This window comes from Solibacillus sp. CAU 1738 (genome assembly GCF_039888725.1).
Taxonomy (GTDB): Bacteria; Bacillota; Bacilli; order Bacillales_A; family Planococcaceae; genus Metasolibacillus.
This window is the reverse complement of record NZ_JBDQQN010000013.1, coordinates 1-14,203: the sequence shown is the minus strand read 5'-3', so window position 1 is coordinate 14,203 and position 14,203 is coordinate 1. Positions and strand designations below refer to the sequence as shown.

The window sequence follows — 14,203 nt, the reverse complement described above, 5'->3', positions numbered from 1 at the left end:
GATTAAATAAACTAGTTTGTTTTTACTCCACAATTATGACAAAATTTTGAGTCTAGGCTTAACTCTGTTCCACACGTACAAATAGGTTTTTGTAGGTTTTTCCCACACCCGCTACAAAATTTTGAGTTTTCCTGGTTTTCTGTTTGGCAACTGGAACAAGGGATTGTCGTTTTTACAATTGTTGTCCCACACAAACTACAAAACTTGCTATTAGATGAAATATTCCCATGACAAGAAGGACAAATCATATGATTACTGTTATTTGTCATTGGTTGTACTTGTTGATGCATTGAATCTGCCATTAATTGACCAGCACCTATACCAACACCGCCTGCAAAAAGAGCGCCAGCTACGCCACTTTGGTTATTCGCAGCCGTTTCATATACATCAAAACTGCGCTGTGTTACATAACGATTATCGCCCATAATTTCAAACTTAGCACGGTCTGCTAAAATATCATTAATTTGTTCAAAATCTTCATCTGGGAAATTAATCGATTGAATATGAAAGTTCATTAAAGAAAATCCATAATGATCAAATTCCTCTGTAACAAGTTTCTTAAGTGATAAAGATAAATTTTGTAGCTCTGTTGAAATTTCAAGCGCTGAAATTTTATCCCGAATAATTTTATTAGCTAATTCAGTTTTAATATACGTAACGAGCATACCCCGGAAGTAGTCATGCACTTTTTCATACTGAACAATTTCATTTTTGTTCATACCACCAATTATTTCACGGAAAAATAGCATATAATCATCAATTCGCAGTGCAAGTTGACCGAATGCGCGAATACGTAACTTTACAAAGTATTTTGGATCAATTAGTTGAATCGGATCTGAAGTACCCCAATATAAGTCTAACTTCGAAGTTAAATTAATAAAGAAAATTTCTGCCGTAAAGGGGGTTTTGCCGCCGTAAACAAAATTAACTATACTACCTAATAGTGGTAAATTATATGTTGATAGAACATAAGTACCTGCAGGAAATGCATCGAAAACCTGTCCACCTTTAACGAATAACGCCACTTGTCCTTCATTTACTACCAGTGTACTTCCTAATACAATACTTTCACTTGGATATTTGAAAATAATCCAATCCCGTGACTGTAAACCGTCGAATTTTATTCGATTTAATATACTCATTACAATCGTCCTCTCTGTTTATAGAAATCGATTATTAATAGTCGCGATAAAATAACTTTATATGTAATTCTCTCCTCAAAATGGAATGGTGTCAATGATAATATACCTAATAAATACTTAAAAACTAAAAATATATGATGGGGGTCAAGTGGGGGATGTCCTTGCTACTATAATAATGCTAATTGGTGTGCTTTTTATCCTTCTTGTAACGCGCGCAGTACTCTTGATTTCCAAATAGCTCCAGAGTGACATAAAATATTGTTTCTTCTAAACAACAGTTACCAAATTTTTCGTCACCATGGCTCTGCGTGTGTCACTGTATTTTGCGTTGTTCGCGTAAGTTAAGGGCACGTAATAATTTCATTTTCATAAACAAGCATTGCACGATTAGAACTACATTTACTGTTGCATTGTATTTGCAGTAATGAAATAGATAAATAGAAAACGTGTAGACAAAGTCGAATGTTATCGATGTTGCCTACACGTTTTTTTATTGCTTTATTGTTAAATGCTCTATGCAATTATATAAATGACATAATGCTTCTTGTTCAGTTAGTTCGATAATAGTAAGTGCAGTATTGCCGATATCGGGGGAGTAGTTGTTATTAGGTAGGAGATGATGCACTATTCGACTGATCAAACCTCCATGACTCACAACGAGTACACGTTTGCCAGGGTATGCTTGTTTGACTTCATCAATAAATGCTTCACTACGAGCAATAATCGCCTCTGGTTTTTCAAAGCCAAGTTCTAGACTTCGCCAATCGGTACCCCATTTTGCAACACGTTCTTCCTCTGTTGTACCTTCAATAATACCACCACCGATTTCACCTAATCGTTTATCTATAATTAATTGTAAATTAGGCTGTTTCGATGCAATGATTTCGGCCGTTGTCTTTGCACGAATTAACGGACTTGTATAGATAATATCCCATTCTTCGTTTGCTATTCTCGTGGCAACTCGTTTTGCCATATTAATGCCTTCTTCATCTAATGGTACGTCGGTACTCCCTTGAGCCCGTCCTTCTTTATTCCAAGCTGTCACACCATGCCGAATAAAGCCGATTATTGTCATCTTCATTCCCCCTTTATTAATTATTGTAATTTAACAAAGGGTGAATATCCAATTTTTTACTCTTCTTCAAGTAATAACGCTTGTTGACGCGCCTTCTTCTCAGCTTTCTTTCTTTCGCGTAAAGAGCGGAAAAAGTCGGTTAAAATGTTCCCACATTCATCGGCTAAAATGCCTTCTACTACATCACATTCATGGTTAAAACGTGCATCATTTAATAAACGGTATAGTGAATCCACACAGCCCGCTTTTATATCACGTGCCCCGTACACGACGCGCGGTACTCTAGATTGTAAAATGGCTCCAGCACACATAGGACAAGGCTCAAGTGTCACATACAAAGTCGTTTTTTCTAAGCGCCAGCTGCCGATTTTTTCACAAGCTTGCTGGATGGCCATTAGTTCTGCATGTGTTACCGCATTTTGCGTCGTTTCTCGCAAATTATGCGCACGTGCAATAATTTCATCTTCATAAACAAGTACAGCACCGATCGGGACTTCCCCTAAATCACGTGCCTTTTTTGCTTCTTCAAGTGCTTCCTTCATAAAGAAGCGGTCTTTTTCAAACACGTCCATAAACATCTCTCCTATGGTGCTAGTGTAGCATCCTATTTACCTTAGTTCCAATTGTATTCAGACATGTTATGATGATAAAAAATGATAAGGGGAAATTGTGGGGGGAGTCGGATTTTCATACGTTGGCCGAAGCAACTATTTTTTTAGTGTACATATGGAAATAATCTTAGAGAAGCAAGAAGAATTGCTATATGAAATTCGTAACAGCAGGAACTAGGTTTCGACAAGCTGTTAGGCAATTCTCATACAATATAATAATTAAAAGTATTTGTTCTGTTGTTGCATATTCCTCTATGATAAAATGAAAAGCACTGACTAATTTGAGATAAAAGGGGGACTTCTAGTGTCGGTTCCGTTTATTACAGTAGAAGGTCCGATTGGTGTAGGGAAAACATCGCTATCTAAGGCGATTTCTGAGCATTTTACGTACCGTCTATTAAAAGAAATTGTTGATGAAAACCCATTTCTCGGGAAGTTTTATGAAAATATTGATGAGTGGAGCTTTCAAACCGAAATGTTCTTCTTATGCAATCGTTACAAACAATTATCCGATATTAAACAACATATTTTAGCCAAACAATCGCCAGTCGTGGCTGATTACCATATTTTTAAAAATTTAATTTTTGCAAAACGTACATTAAAGCCATCTGAGTACGAAAAATACGAGGCGATTTATCAAATTTTGACGGCGGACATGCCAAAGCCGAATATGGTCATTTACTTGCATGCGAGTGTCGATACGTTGATGAAACGAATTGCGATGCGCGGCCGTGAATTTGAAAAAATGATTGCACGTGATTATATGGAGCAATTAGCAGCAGATTATCATGAGTTTATACAGCGCTTTGCAATCATGCATCCCGATATTCCAGTAATCCAGTTAAATGGTGATGAATTAGACTTCGTAAAAAACGAAAAAGATTTACAGCATGTTTTACAAATAGTAGAGAAAAAGATACAACAAAGGAGTTTATAGCAATAATGAATTTACGAGAAAAGTACGGCATCCCAGCAAACGCAGTCATTACGATTGCAGGAACAGTAGGGGTAGGAAAATCGACAATGACAAAGGCGCTTGCGGAAAGCTTAAAATTCCGTACTTCATTTGAAAAGGTAGACACAAATCCATATTTAGATAAATTTTATAATGATTTTGAGAAATGGAGCTTCCATTTGCAAGTATATTTCTTAGCGGAGCGTTTCAAGGAGCAAAAGCGTATTTTTGAATACGGCGGTGGCTTCATTCAAGATCGTTCGATTTATGAAGATACAGGCATTTTTGCAAAAATGCATTATGATAAAGGCACAATGAGCCCAACAGATTACGAAACATATACAAATTTATTTGATGCAATGGTCATGACACCGTACTTCCCGCATCCAGATTTACTTGTGTATTTAGAAGGACCAGTTGAAGATATTATCGGACGTATTCAAGAACGTGGACGTGCGATGGAACAGCAAACATCGAATGATTATTGGTATGAAATGCACGGCCGTTATGAAACGTGGATTAACAATTTCAACTCTTGCCCAGTACTGCGCCTTGATATAAATGACTATGATTTAGTTGAAAATCCCGAGCAAATTGAGGGCATCGTAGAACGTATCGCGTATATGTTGAAGCAAACTTCTCATCTAAGAAAATAGTTGAGAGCAAGAAATACACCAAAAATGAAATGTTAGAATGCAACAGTTTATGTTACTGTGCCGAAAACGAAGTGGCAGGTACAAACTTCTCATTTAAGAAAGTAGAACAGAACAGTAACTACAAAAAGATACATCACTTTATTAAAAAACTCGTTGAACATGGGAATGGTTCAACGAGTTTTTTACTTAATATCATGTAATTTTGTATGGTTCCTTTTGCATTCAATATGAAGGTAATTAGTTAACCTTTACAAGATAAGTGTACTAATGATGTTACTAATACATTGGGTATACTGAGGCGTCTAATATTACTATGGTCCCCCCTCCCCTATAACCTATTGCATTTTGTTTGATCCACTTGTCGCCGATACGCATTTCGATTGATCACCTTTATTAGAAGTACTAATAATACATTCAGCATTGATAGGAATATGAATTGTTTCCATGTCATCACATCTAATCTAGTTTGAGTTTCTTCTATTAAATTGTGTATACATCATTTAACGCTTGAGAAGTTGTCTATCTTATATGGTTTGTCACTTTTTGAAACTTCTCTTCATCGAACCTTTTTTAATTGAACGAGCCTACAGCTGCTCTGTGTGTGAATGCCATTAAAAAATATTTGCTAGTTTGTCGCTTACAAGAGGATGATTACTTTGTGGGCGCAGCTGATCGCTGGGGAAATTATCGTAGTCGTATCATTACAGAGCGTAGTTATAACAGATTAATTCATGAATGGTTGGGCTTTGCACCGTACACATTACGAAAAACACATATTACCCATACGCATAAGAAAAAAGCAGACTTAGCGACGATTGAGAAACAATCAGGGCATAAATCGCTTTAAACCATTACGCAGCATTATTTAGAAGTGAATAATGATGATGTGGATGAGTTTTTATAAGAAGAATTCTCCTATTATAAAAAATATACGAGTATACACATATATGAATATACTCGTATATGTATATATTGGTGTATCTCGTAACATTAAGCCTATTTGCGTTCATCGGGCGTTCGGATATGAGGGGCAAAAGTAGAAGTTTCTACTTTGCCCATTTCTATTTTTGCTATTTTCGTTTAATTCTTTTCTAAACTATTCTATTCTACTTATATTTCAGAGATCTTTTTCACTCTATACATCACAGTATATGGTCATAGCTGCAGCTCTCAGCAAGGCTATGCTGGATGCTACTAAATTCTTTTCTATTCTTCTCTATTCTTTTCTATTTTTCGCTTCTGTAGGGTATATACAAGCGTCCGCGTGATTGCCGACAAGATAGCGAGACTTTTGAATTAAGTTTGATAATTTATAAAAAAGTCTGATGTTTTATAACAAAGATTGATAAATTTATAAAAAAGTTTAATTTTAATCCCTGTATTGCCGGATTTTCTTATTCCACAATCGGGCCAGATTGTTGAATAACAATCTGAAGTTTACCAAAAAACGCTTTGTTAGCACTTTAAAAAGAAATTTCAAATTGATAGGGAATTATTATGATAATGAAATGAAACTGAGGTGCAGTAATGACCAAAAAGAAAATGATTACTATTAGCTTTATAGTTGCGTTGATTTTTGGTTTCACATTTAAGTGGATTCACATTTAAGTGGATTCTCGATTTAAAGGTGAACAAATGGTATCTATATTTGATGTCTATAATTTAGGAATGAAGAATATGTTTTTCGATTTTTCTTTGTTATTTATTAGCACATTGATTAATTTTCTCATTTGGAATTGGTTTCTAAAAAATAATAATATACGTTCTCATACGAAAAACGTTCCCAAATGATTAATTTGCGGATGAATTATAGCTTAATGTTGGTGAAAGAAAATTTAGAGGAAAAGGGTCTGCAACAATTAAATATCGCATTGTCATTGGTTCAAAATTATAAGTTATGTGTACAGATGGGAATTACGATACGATACTGGAAGTATTAAAAGAAACGGAAGTATTAGTGGGTATGACAAATGAAATTAATATTTACCTTAAATAAAATATAGAGAGTAATGCCATTTTCTTCGAGGAGGAAAATGGCGTTTTTTTGAAATGAATAAAAATTTATTTCCTATCTGGGAAGCTTCTCCGCGGGCACGGCCTGAGCCTGTAGTCTCAGGCGTCGTATTGTTGCCGCAGATGACGCCCTTATAAATATAAGTTAAGCAATTTGAGATAAAGTCGATATATGTTTCAAGATTTCAACATTTTTTAGGTTTTTTGCGAAAAATAGATGCCATCCAACGTTATATATAATGTAAAGGCTTTTGCAGTATCAATACTATTTAAAGGAGAAGGAAATGAAGATTAATGAACATAATTTTATAAAATATCTTCAAGGCGGCAAAGAAAACGCTCTTGATTACGTAATCGATCACTATCTTCCATTAATAAAAGGTGTTGTATTAAAAATTTTAGGTCCTCTTGACATTAATGACATCATAAAGGAGTGTTGTAACGATATTTTATTATCTATCTGGAAAAACGCGAAAAAGTTCAACGGAGATGCAGCTGACTTTCAAAAATGGGTATGCGTGATAGCCAAATATAAAGCAATCGATTATTACCGCATGGAAATGAAGAAAAAAGAAAGCACCACTTTGGATATAGAGCTTACGCCGTCTGACTCCTTGAAATATGAAAGCACCTATCTGGAAGAACAGGAGAACATTCAGGCAATCATCTCAACATTAAAGCCTGTCGATCAGAAAATTTTTATAATGAGGTACCTGCTAGATTTTGATACAAAAGAAATTGCCCATCAATTACAGATGACAAAATCGGCTATTGATAACCGGCTTTACCATGGCAGGAAAAAACTAAAAAAAGATTTAGGGGGTATGCCCATTGAAAAATCTGTTTAAACACTTCAATGATATTGAAATCGATATAACAGAATTTGAAGAAGCAAAGGTAACAGAACTTGAAAAAGAACAGTATAAAAGGGACTTGAGAATTCAGGCATCCAAAACAACACCGAGAAAGTGGATGAAGGGAGCTGCAGCTGTCTGCTTGTCGTTGGGTATCGGCACCGCATCAATTATAGGTCTATCCTACACAACATTCGCTCAGGAAATTCCAATTTTGAACAGTATTATCAAGCTTTTCTCGACCCAGGATAAAATAATATCAGGCTATGAGGAATTCGCGGATCAACAACATCTTGTAGTAGAAAGCAATGGGATAACGATTACGGTAAATGAAAGCTTATTCGATAGTAAAAAGTTTTTAGTTGGCTATTTTATTGAAACGGACAGGGATTTAGGTGAGTCCCCGGAAATTGAGACTACTTTTAAGGTGGATGGCCGCGAACACGTACTTTTTCATACGAAACATATGATTGAAAAAGTCGGGCCAAATCAATACGCCGGCTTAACAACAGCGATCTTGAATTTATCTAATCATTTACAGGAGGCGAATTTTGAGTTTCACATTAGTAGTATTTCCAGTCAGGATAAAAAGGAAATGATCCAGGGGAGTTGGGATTTTGAAATAAATGCTAAGGTGACTGAACCTAAAGTCCAAATCGTGGAAGCTCCTGCATCAAAAAAAGATGATTTAGGTATTAAATTGAATGAAATCATATACACACCGATTTCCTTTATCGTCAATTACAGAGAAACAATAAAAAACGAGAATTTAAAAGAAAAATGGGATATTATTTCTTCCGGTTTAATAGTAAAGGATAATTTAGGTAATACGTATACATCAGCGTTAACCGGTGGTATAGGACACGACCATGGAGATAAGGAATTTGTCTATACCTTTGAAAAACTGCATCCGGATGCTGAAACTTTAATATTCACCCCATTCTTCCGATTGATGGAGGCTGACGAAATTAATGAAAATGGCGCTAAATATTTTAGGGATAATAGCAATTCTATAAAGGAAATAATAGAGCTTGAGGATATTATTGTAGATATTCAACAAAAATAATAAGACACCGCACTTATTGTGAAAAACAACTAAAAACATAAACTGCACGCCAATTGTGTACCAATTTAAGGATTTAGTTGCTCAAAATGGAGATGCATTTTTACTTCAAAGAAGAAGAGGTTGTTTCATTAAGTCTTGAAATTGATAAGCTATCCTGTTTTGAACTGCGAAAGATTTAGTACAACAAGGATTTATAAAGTATACAAAACAAACTTAATAAACTTTCCCAAATCAAAGTTTGGGAATACATAAAAAGCCACAAACGCTGATTAACAGTGTTTGTGGCTTTTGCGCTGGTATATTATCTATGCGTTATTGTAACTGTTGCAGTGTTGGCGTTGCATTTTTTCTGATGATGTATAGCTAATAAAGTCATTTGGAAAAAAGTAAAGGCATTAAATCGGGGCAAAGAATTATGCCTTTTTCGTCAATATTGTCTTATAATTGAGCATAATTTATTTAAGCGGTTTCCAAAAACAGGGGAAATCGTGATAAGTTAAAAGTATATTATATGAGGTAATTTGAGGGGGAAAGTTGGAGTAGAATTAAAAACTCCCAATGAAAAGTTACTCTACATTAGTTTTTATAACCATAAGTACTTGATAAGTAAAATTCTGGTGATATAATTAGAATATACGTATTTGTTAAAATTTGTATTATAGTGAAAAAAATAGTAGGTAAACTTAGTTATTTCTATGATGATGGCATGTATAGCGGTTTGCTGAAAGTTTCGGGGAGGTGGTACGTTAGAGAAAGACAAATCGTTACATATGGATGGTTAGAAGGAACTGTTTTTTGTTATCAAAATTGTGCTATAGCTAGTGGTATAAAGGACGAAATTAAATAGTACTCATTACAGTTGAAGGAGAAATCTTATGAAAATAATTAATCTAAGCAAATTTATCGGATATACTATGACCGCCTTAATCTTATGTTTATGTATGTTTTGGAGTCCTTCTTTTGCATCAGCATCTACATCTTCAGCTTTAAATAATGTTATAACCGAAAATGAAGTTAATCCATCTGCTTCATATACAAAGTATGTTTTTGCTGATATAGATCATTATGGGCCAGAAGCAACTATACCTTCCACGTATTATTATAATAAAAATGGTTTTAAAGGGACATTATATGTACATTATATAATGGAATTTCCCACGTATCTTTGGGTAACTTACGCTGGAAACGTTACATGTGAAAGAGATTGTCCTATGCCGGTTTCTATTGAAGAATATTAATTATCTTTTAATTGGGATATCCTTTTGTTTTAATACAAAAGGATATCCTTTTATGTTTTACAGTAGTGTTTTCCATAGGAAATTTAGCGTATAAATATAAAATAAAAAAGTGCCATATTCTTGAATAAAGGTAAAATTATATAGCTTGAAGAAATATACTTAAGCTAGATTGCAAATTATAGATTTATAAGATAGGGCAACAACCAATAAAATAAGCGTGAGGGCTAAAAATATGAAACAATTGGGGACGCTATACTTTTTCTGTGGAAAAATGGGGGCAGGAAAATCAACTAAATCAAAACAATTGGCTATAGAAAGACATGCGGTACTGTTATCTGAGGATGAATGGCTTTCATCTCTTTATCCTAATCAAATCACATCATTTGATGACTATCTAAAATTCTCAGCGCAGCTCAAGCCGTTAGTAAAAAAGCATGTCCAAAACATATTAAGTGTTGGTACAGATGTAGTGATGGATTTTCCAGGTAACACTCAAAAACAGCGAAAGTGGTTTTTGGATATGGCATCAGAGGTCAATGCAAGCCATCAACTAATTTTCCTTAATCTAAATAACGAGCAATGCTTACGTCAAATTACACAAAGGCGTAACGAACAACCTGAAAGAGCAGCTTTTGACACTGAAGCGGTGTTTATTCAAGTTACTAAATTTTTTGAAGTACCAGAAGCATCCGAGGGTTTAAATATTTTAGAGTTTAGTGGAAACGAATAACAAGGAATTCAACACAGCGTTATAGAACCAAAAAAAAATTAGTTGAACTAAACTAGCCAATAGAAGTACTTTGGAATTCAACAATCGGGCGCTATCCTTGAATAAGGATCAGCGCTTGTTTTCATTAAAGGGCCATTTAATTGAATAACAATTCTAAATTAAAAATAGGATTTTATGTTAATCTTGATGTGAGTTAGTGAAACAATGTACTTAAGCTAACAAAGCAGGTTAGTTGAATAAGCATTGAATAGAGTCTCTATTATTGTAATACTTAAAAGTAGATGAATTAGGGAGGGTATCAAATGGAAAATACATTGCTAATGAGAACAGAAGCTTCTCATTCATTAAATTTTTTGGTTTATATCCAAAATATATTTTTAAATCGAAGTCAGAGTAGGGATGAATTGAAATTCCCTTATATACCAACACGGTGTGAGTTTCGAAAAGATTTTGATATGCGTTATAGAGAGTTATGGGATGAAGTATCGAAGCGAATTTCTGAACATCCAATAAATGACATAAAAATTTTCGCTGAAGAGAAAAACTTATTTTATAAGGGTTTATTCGTTGAAAATGATGATACTTTAAATGAATTTAATGAAATATATAATTCCTTTAAAGTATGGTGGGGCAGTTTTGCTGGGCGTTTTTCAGTAGAAAGGTCTATTGATGAAAAGGGACAAGAAATTTATGCAGAATTAGCAAGTTTGCTTTTAGAAAAAGGGATTAAACCTCAGAAAGAATTGAATATTAGCTTAATTTATGATGAATGTGTATTGGTTGATTTAGAACCATCTTCTTATTTTGCAGTTCTTTCAATTAGAGATTGTTTTGTGAATTACAAAGAGTTAATCCCAAAATTACAGTTATGTATTTATTAAGCTAACGGGGAGCTTTACTTGAAGATCGTTGAGTTGCATATGCAGTTCTTTTTTCTTCTTCAACTAACGGCGAAGTTTAGTTGAAGAAGCGTGGGCACTTTTTTTATTTTAATTTCAAATAAAGGGAATTAGTGTTGATATCAATGTTAAATAACGGGAATAATCTGATTAATAAAAAACAGGACGGCTATTAAGGTTTTAATGAGGAGGTATAACTTTTGAAATACATTAAAGGCTTATATATATCACTTGTACTAATGATGTTAGTTATTTTGGTTAACACAACAATATTTGATGATGAATATTCAGGTATTACAATGTTCATTTGTTTAGGCATATTTATAATGGGAACAGCATTTTTTATAAATACCAAACAATCAAAAAATTAGGATGCGTAAAGCGAGTTGCTAAACTAACGGGACTTTAGTTCCGCAAGGCATAATGAAGTATACAAATTAAACCTAAATAACGTTCCCAAATGCAATCTTGGTAACATTTCAAACAGCACAAACACTGTTAAATCGGTGTTTGTTGCTGTTTTTTATAGAAAATAACACTCTGAGACGCTACGAAAAATAATTTTAAAGAAGACTGTTCGGTCCACTTGTTCTGAATGGCGGTAACATATAAATTAAATCTCAAACGTACCTTTAGAAATATGGGGAGGTTTGAGTTTTTTAGTTTCTATTTTATTGTAAATTTTTTCGTGTTTATGTTAACGTTAAATGTAAATATTTGTATTCGGGGTGTGGTTATGAAAAAAAGAAACAGAATGATCTTAGCCCTAATTTCAAGCTTAGCTATTTTTGGTTTAGGTTTATATGGGTTATTAACTAATTCACCAGCAGATTTATTTAGTAAATATATATTTATTATCGGCGGAGGAATTGGAGCTATTGGTAGTGCAATAGAATTTTTTAAACTAAAGGAAGAATAAATTTGAGACTTTTATATTTATCTTTGTGATAATTAAAATTAAAACAAAAACAAAATTGTGAAACTTTACACTAAAACAAACGGGGAGCTTTAGTGCAACAAAGATGAAAAAACAAACTTCTGCAATCAGGCGCGTTACTGTAATAAGGAACAGCACTCATTTCATTAAAGGGCCAAATTGGTGAACAAAGTTTAATGTACCAGGGGGATTAATAATCCGTTTTTATCAATTCTTTTTCAAAACGGATTATTTTAATTTAACTCAAAATATGGTGATGCGTTATTGAACAAACTTTATTTTAAACCAATATTAATAGATATTAAAGTCTTTAATAATCGAAGGAGTGGTTTGTACTGAAACCTTTAACAGAATCAAAAAGTACATCAACAAATCTAAAAGAAATTTTAAAATCCTATCCATTAACTTCATTCTTTGTTATGGCATATTTATTCTCGTGGACCGTATTAATTCCATTTATCTTATCTCAATGGAATATCATCCCAAAAACTAAAATTTTTGATGTTTTCTTTACACTTAATGCTTTCGTTGGGCCTATGGTAGCTGCATATATTATGATTTGGACTCTAGAAGGAAAAGAAGCGTGGAAAGTTTTTAGAAAAGGAATATGGAAATTTAAAGTAGGTTTAAAATGGTACTTCTTTGCACTTATCGTCATTCCTACTGTGATATATTTGGGATTTGTAATTTTTAACGGAGGGATTCCAACTTTTAATGGTCTTACAACTCAATTTTACGCGACATACCCTATTTATCTTGTGATAGTCTTCTTTGGTGGTGGTCCGTTTCCAGAAGAAATCGGTTGGCGTGGTTTTGCTTTACCTCGAATGCAATCTAAGTTTGGGGCATTAAAGGCAACGTTATTACTTGGAATTCTTTGGGCCATTTGGCATTTACCTCATTTTTTAACCGCAGCACAAAGAGGTGGTCCAGGTTCAAACATTTCTCTTCTTTATTATAATTTACCTATTTTCATTGTGCTATGCCTAGCTACTTCCATTATTTTAACTTGGGTGTTCAACTCCAAACAAGGAAATTTGTTTATTGTTATGTTGGTTCACGCTAGTTTGAATATGTTTGGTTTAATACAACCTTATCTTACTAACCCTGCTTTGAAAGAAACTGATTTACCTGTTAGTCTAGGACTTGGTCTTTGCGCTTTGATAATTCTGATTTTTACTAATGGTAATTTAGGATATAAGCAATCTTCTCCTGAAGTAGAATTAGGTAACTAAGGGAACATTAAACAAACAGGCGCATCTCTTTAATAAGGAATGCGCCTTTCTCCATTAACGGGGGCTTTAGTTCAATAACGATCTTCAACAATCGGGCGCGATTGTGAAGGAACACAAATAATAAATGATCAAACTTTTTTATAAAACCGATATTTAAATCTGCTGTAAAAGAATCCATTTTGATCAATCTTTTTTTCAAAATGGATTCTTTTTATTTATCATTAAATACTGGTTTGCGGCGTATTTTTGATCAAACCTTATGTCAAAGCAACAAACATCGCTTTGACGACCATCCGGCACTGTAACTTGTCTAAGAAGGGATTTTGGCGAATTACTAGCACGTCATGCGCCCTAAACCACAAGCCGAGAACTGTTTTTTCAAAGTACTGTTCATCGAAAATCCAGCGTTAAGACTGCAATGAATCTAGTAAAATATTAATTAAATAAAATAAAAAAATATTTTTTGATAAAAAGTATTGACCTTTTGTATAAAAGTCTGTAATATAATACGAGTCGCCAGGGAATATGCGACATTGAAGCATTGAAACATTGAAATATTGAACTTTGAAAACTAAACAAGCAAGACGTTAACAATAATTTTCTTTCTTAAATGAAAGATACAAACGTGACTAAATAATAGTCAGCAAATTTTGAGCTTAACTCAAACTACTTTTATGGAGAGTTTGATCCTGGCTCAGGACGAACGCTGGCGGCGTGCCTAATACATGCAAGTCGAGCGGACGTTTTGTTGGTGCTTGCACCGACAAAACGTTAGCGGCGGACGGGTGAGTA

General features: G+C 33.9%; 14 protein-coding genes and 1 rRNA gene. 12 read left to right on the top strand and 3 right to left on the bottom strand.

Going from position 1 to position 14,203, the window contains the following annotated elements; translation table 11 throughout:
• Nucleotides 1–11: 11 nt before the first annotated feature.
• From AAFN87_RS19690 to tadA, 3 genes are all read right to left on the bottom strand, one after another.
• Nucleotides 12–1,142 (bottom strand): SPFH domain-containing protein, encoded by a 1,131-nt coding sequence (locus tag AAFN87_RS19690; RefSeq protein ID WP_347792767.1) that lies wholly within the window; start codon nt 1,140–1,142, stop codon nt 12–14.
• Nucleotides 1,143–1,632: 490 nt separating this feature from the next.
• A complete protein-coding gene (locus AAFN87_RS19685) occupies nt 1,633–2,217 on the bottom strand; it encodes a histidine phosphatase family protein (RefSeq protein WP_347792766.1) in 585 nt (194 codons plus the stop codon).
• A gap of 56 nt (nt 2,218–2,273) precedes the next feature.
• Nucleotides 2,274–2,789 carry a tRNA adenosine(34) deaminase TadA gene (tadA, locus tag AAFN87_RS19680; protein WP_347792765.1) on the bottom strand — a complete coding sequence of 172 codons (516 nt, stop codon included), beginning with the start codon at nt 2,787–2,789 and terminating at the stop codon, nt 2,274–2,276.
• Nucleotides 2,790–3,132: 343 nt separating this feature from the next.
• On the opposite strand from tadA, the gene AAFN87_RS19675 reads away from it, so the two are divergent.
• From AAFN87_RS19675 to AAFN87_RS19620, 12 genes are all read left to right on the top strand, one after another.
• Complete coding sequence (locus AAFN87_RS19675) at nt 3,133–3,765, top strand: deoxynucleoside kinase (RefSeq protein ID WP_347792764.1); 633 nt, start codon at nt 3,133–3,135, stop codon at nt 3,763–3,765.
• Between the two features lie 5 nt (nt 3,766–3,770).
• The gene (locus AAFN87_RS19670) at nt 3,771–4,439 is read left to right on the top strand and encodes a deoxynucleoside kinase (RefSeq protein ID WP_347792763.1); all 669 of its coding nucleotides are present in this window, start codon (nt 3,771–3,773) and stop codon (nt 4,437–4,439) included.
• Nucleotides 4,440–5,097: 658 nt separating this feature from the next.
• On the top strand, nt 5,098–5,286 hold the full coding sequence (locus tag AAFN87_RS19665; protein WP_347792762.1) for a hypothetical protein: 189 nt from the start codon (nt 5,098–5,100) through the stop codon (nt 5,284–5,286).
• A gap of 1,450 nt (nt 5,287–6,736) precedes the next feature.
• Entirely contained in the window at nt 6,737–7,300 is a 564-nt protein-coding gene (locus AAFN87_RS19660; RefSeq protein ID WP_347792761.1) for a sigma-70 family RNA polymerase sigma factor, read from the top strand.
• The gene (locus AAFN87_RS19655; RefSeq protein ID WP_347792760.1) at nt 7,284–8,372 is read left to right on the top strand and encodes a DUF4179 domain-containing protein; all 1,089 of its coding nucleotides are present in this window, start codon (nt 7,284–7,286) and stop codon (nt 8,370–8,372) included. Before AAFN87_RS19660 ends, AAFN87_RS19655 begins: the two co-directional genes overlap by 17 nt.
• Before the next feature lie 875 nt (nt 8,373–9,247).
• On the top strand, nt 9,248–9,610 hold the full coding sequence (locus AAFN87_RS19650) for a hypothetical protein (RefSeq protein WP_347792759.1): 363 nt from the start codon (nt 9,248–9,250) through the stop codon (nt 9,608–9,610).
• A 232-nt stretch (nt 9,611–9,842) separates the two neighbouring features.
• Nucleotides 9,843–10,340, top strand: coding sequence for a P-loop nucleotide/nucleoside kinase family protein (locus AAFN87_RS19645; RefSeq protein ID WP_347792758.1), 498 nt, complete (start codon nt 9,843–9,845; stop codon nt 10,338–10,340).
• Nucleotides 10,341–10,642: 302 nt separating this feature from the next.
• The gene (locus AAFN87_RS19640) at nt 10,643–11,221 is read left to right on the top strand and encodes a hypothetical protein (protein ID WP_347792757.1); all 579 of its coding nucleotides are present in this window, start codon (nt 10,643–10,645) and stop codon (nt 11,219–11,221) included.
• 218 nt (nt 11,222–11,439) lie between these two features.
• On the top strand, nt 11,440–11,610 hold the full coding sequence (locus AAFN87_RS19635; protein ID WP_347792756.1) for a hypothetical protein: 171 nt from the start codon (nt 11,440–11,442) through the stop codon (nt 11,608–11,610).
• A gap of 365 nt (nt 11,611–11,975) precedes the next feature.
• Nucleotides 11,976–12,158 carry a hypothetical protein gene (locus AAFN87_RS19630; RefSeq protein ID WP_347792755.1) on the top strand — a complete coding sequence of 61 codons (183 nt, stop codon included), beginning with the start codon at nt 11,976–11,978 and terminating at the stop codon, nt 12,156–12,158.
• Between the two features lie 353 nt (nt 12,159–12,511).
• Nucleotides 12,512–13,411 carry a CPBP family intramembrane glutamic endopeptidase gene (locus tag AAFN87_RS19625; protein ID WP_347792782.1) on the top strand — a complete coding sequence of 300 codons (900 nt, stop codon included), beginning with the start codon at nt 12,512–12,514 and terminating at the stop codon, nt 13,409–13,411.
• A 671-nt stretch (nt 13,412–14,082) separates the two neighbouring features.
• A 16S ribosomal RNA gene (locus tag AAFN87_RS19620) occupies nt 14,083–14,203 on the top strand; the annotation flags it as partial.

Excerpts from the sequence above, each read along its gene's own strand:
- AAFN87_RS19660 (WP_347792761.1), top strand. The coding sequence starts at position 6,737 with ATGAAGATTAATGAACATAATTTTATAAAATATCTTCAAGGCGGCAAA.
- AAFN87_RS19685 (WP_347792766.1), bottom strand. The coding sequence starts at position 2,217 with ATGACAATAATCGGCTTTATTCGGCATGGTGTGACAGCTTGGAATAAA.
- AAFN87_RS19630 (WP_347792755.1), top strand. The coding sequence starts at position 11,976 with ATGAAAAAAAGAAACAGAATGATCTTAGCCCTAATTTCAAGCTTAGCT.
- AAFN87_RS19690 (WP_347792767.1), bottom strand. The coding sequence starts at position 1,142 with ATGAGTATATTAAATCGAATAAAATTCGACGGTTTACAGTCACGGGAT.
- AAFN87_RS19670 (WP_347792763.1), top strand. The coding sequence starts at position 3,771 with ATGAATTTACGAGAAAAGTACGGCATCCCAGCAAACGCAGTCATTACG.
- AAFN87_RS19640 (WP_347792757.1), top strand. The coding sequence starts at position 10,643 with ATGGAAAATACATTGCTAATGAGAACAGAAGCTTCTCATTCATTAAAT.
- AAFN87_RS19645 (WP_347792758.1), top strand. The coding sequence starts at position 9,843 with ATGAAACAATTGGGGACGCTATACTTTTTCTGTGGAAAAATGGGGGCA.
- tadA (WP_347792765.1), bottom strand. The coding sequence starts at position 2,789 with ATGGACGTGTTTGAAAAAGACCGCTTCTTTATGAAGGAAGCACTTGAA.
- AAFN87_RS19650 (WP_347792759.1), top strand. The coding sequence starts at position 9,248 with ATGAAAATAATTAATCTAAGCAAATTTATCGGATATACTATGACCGCC.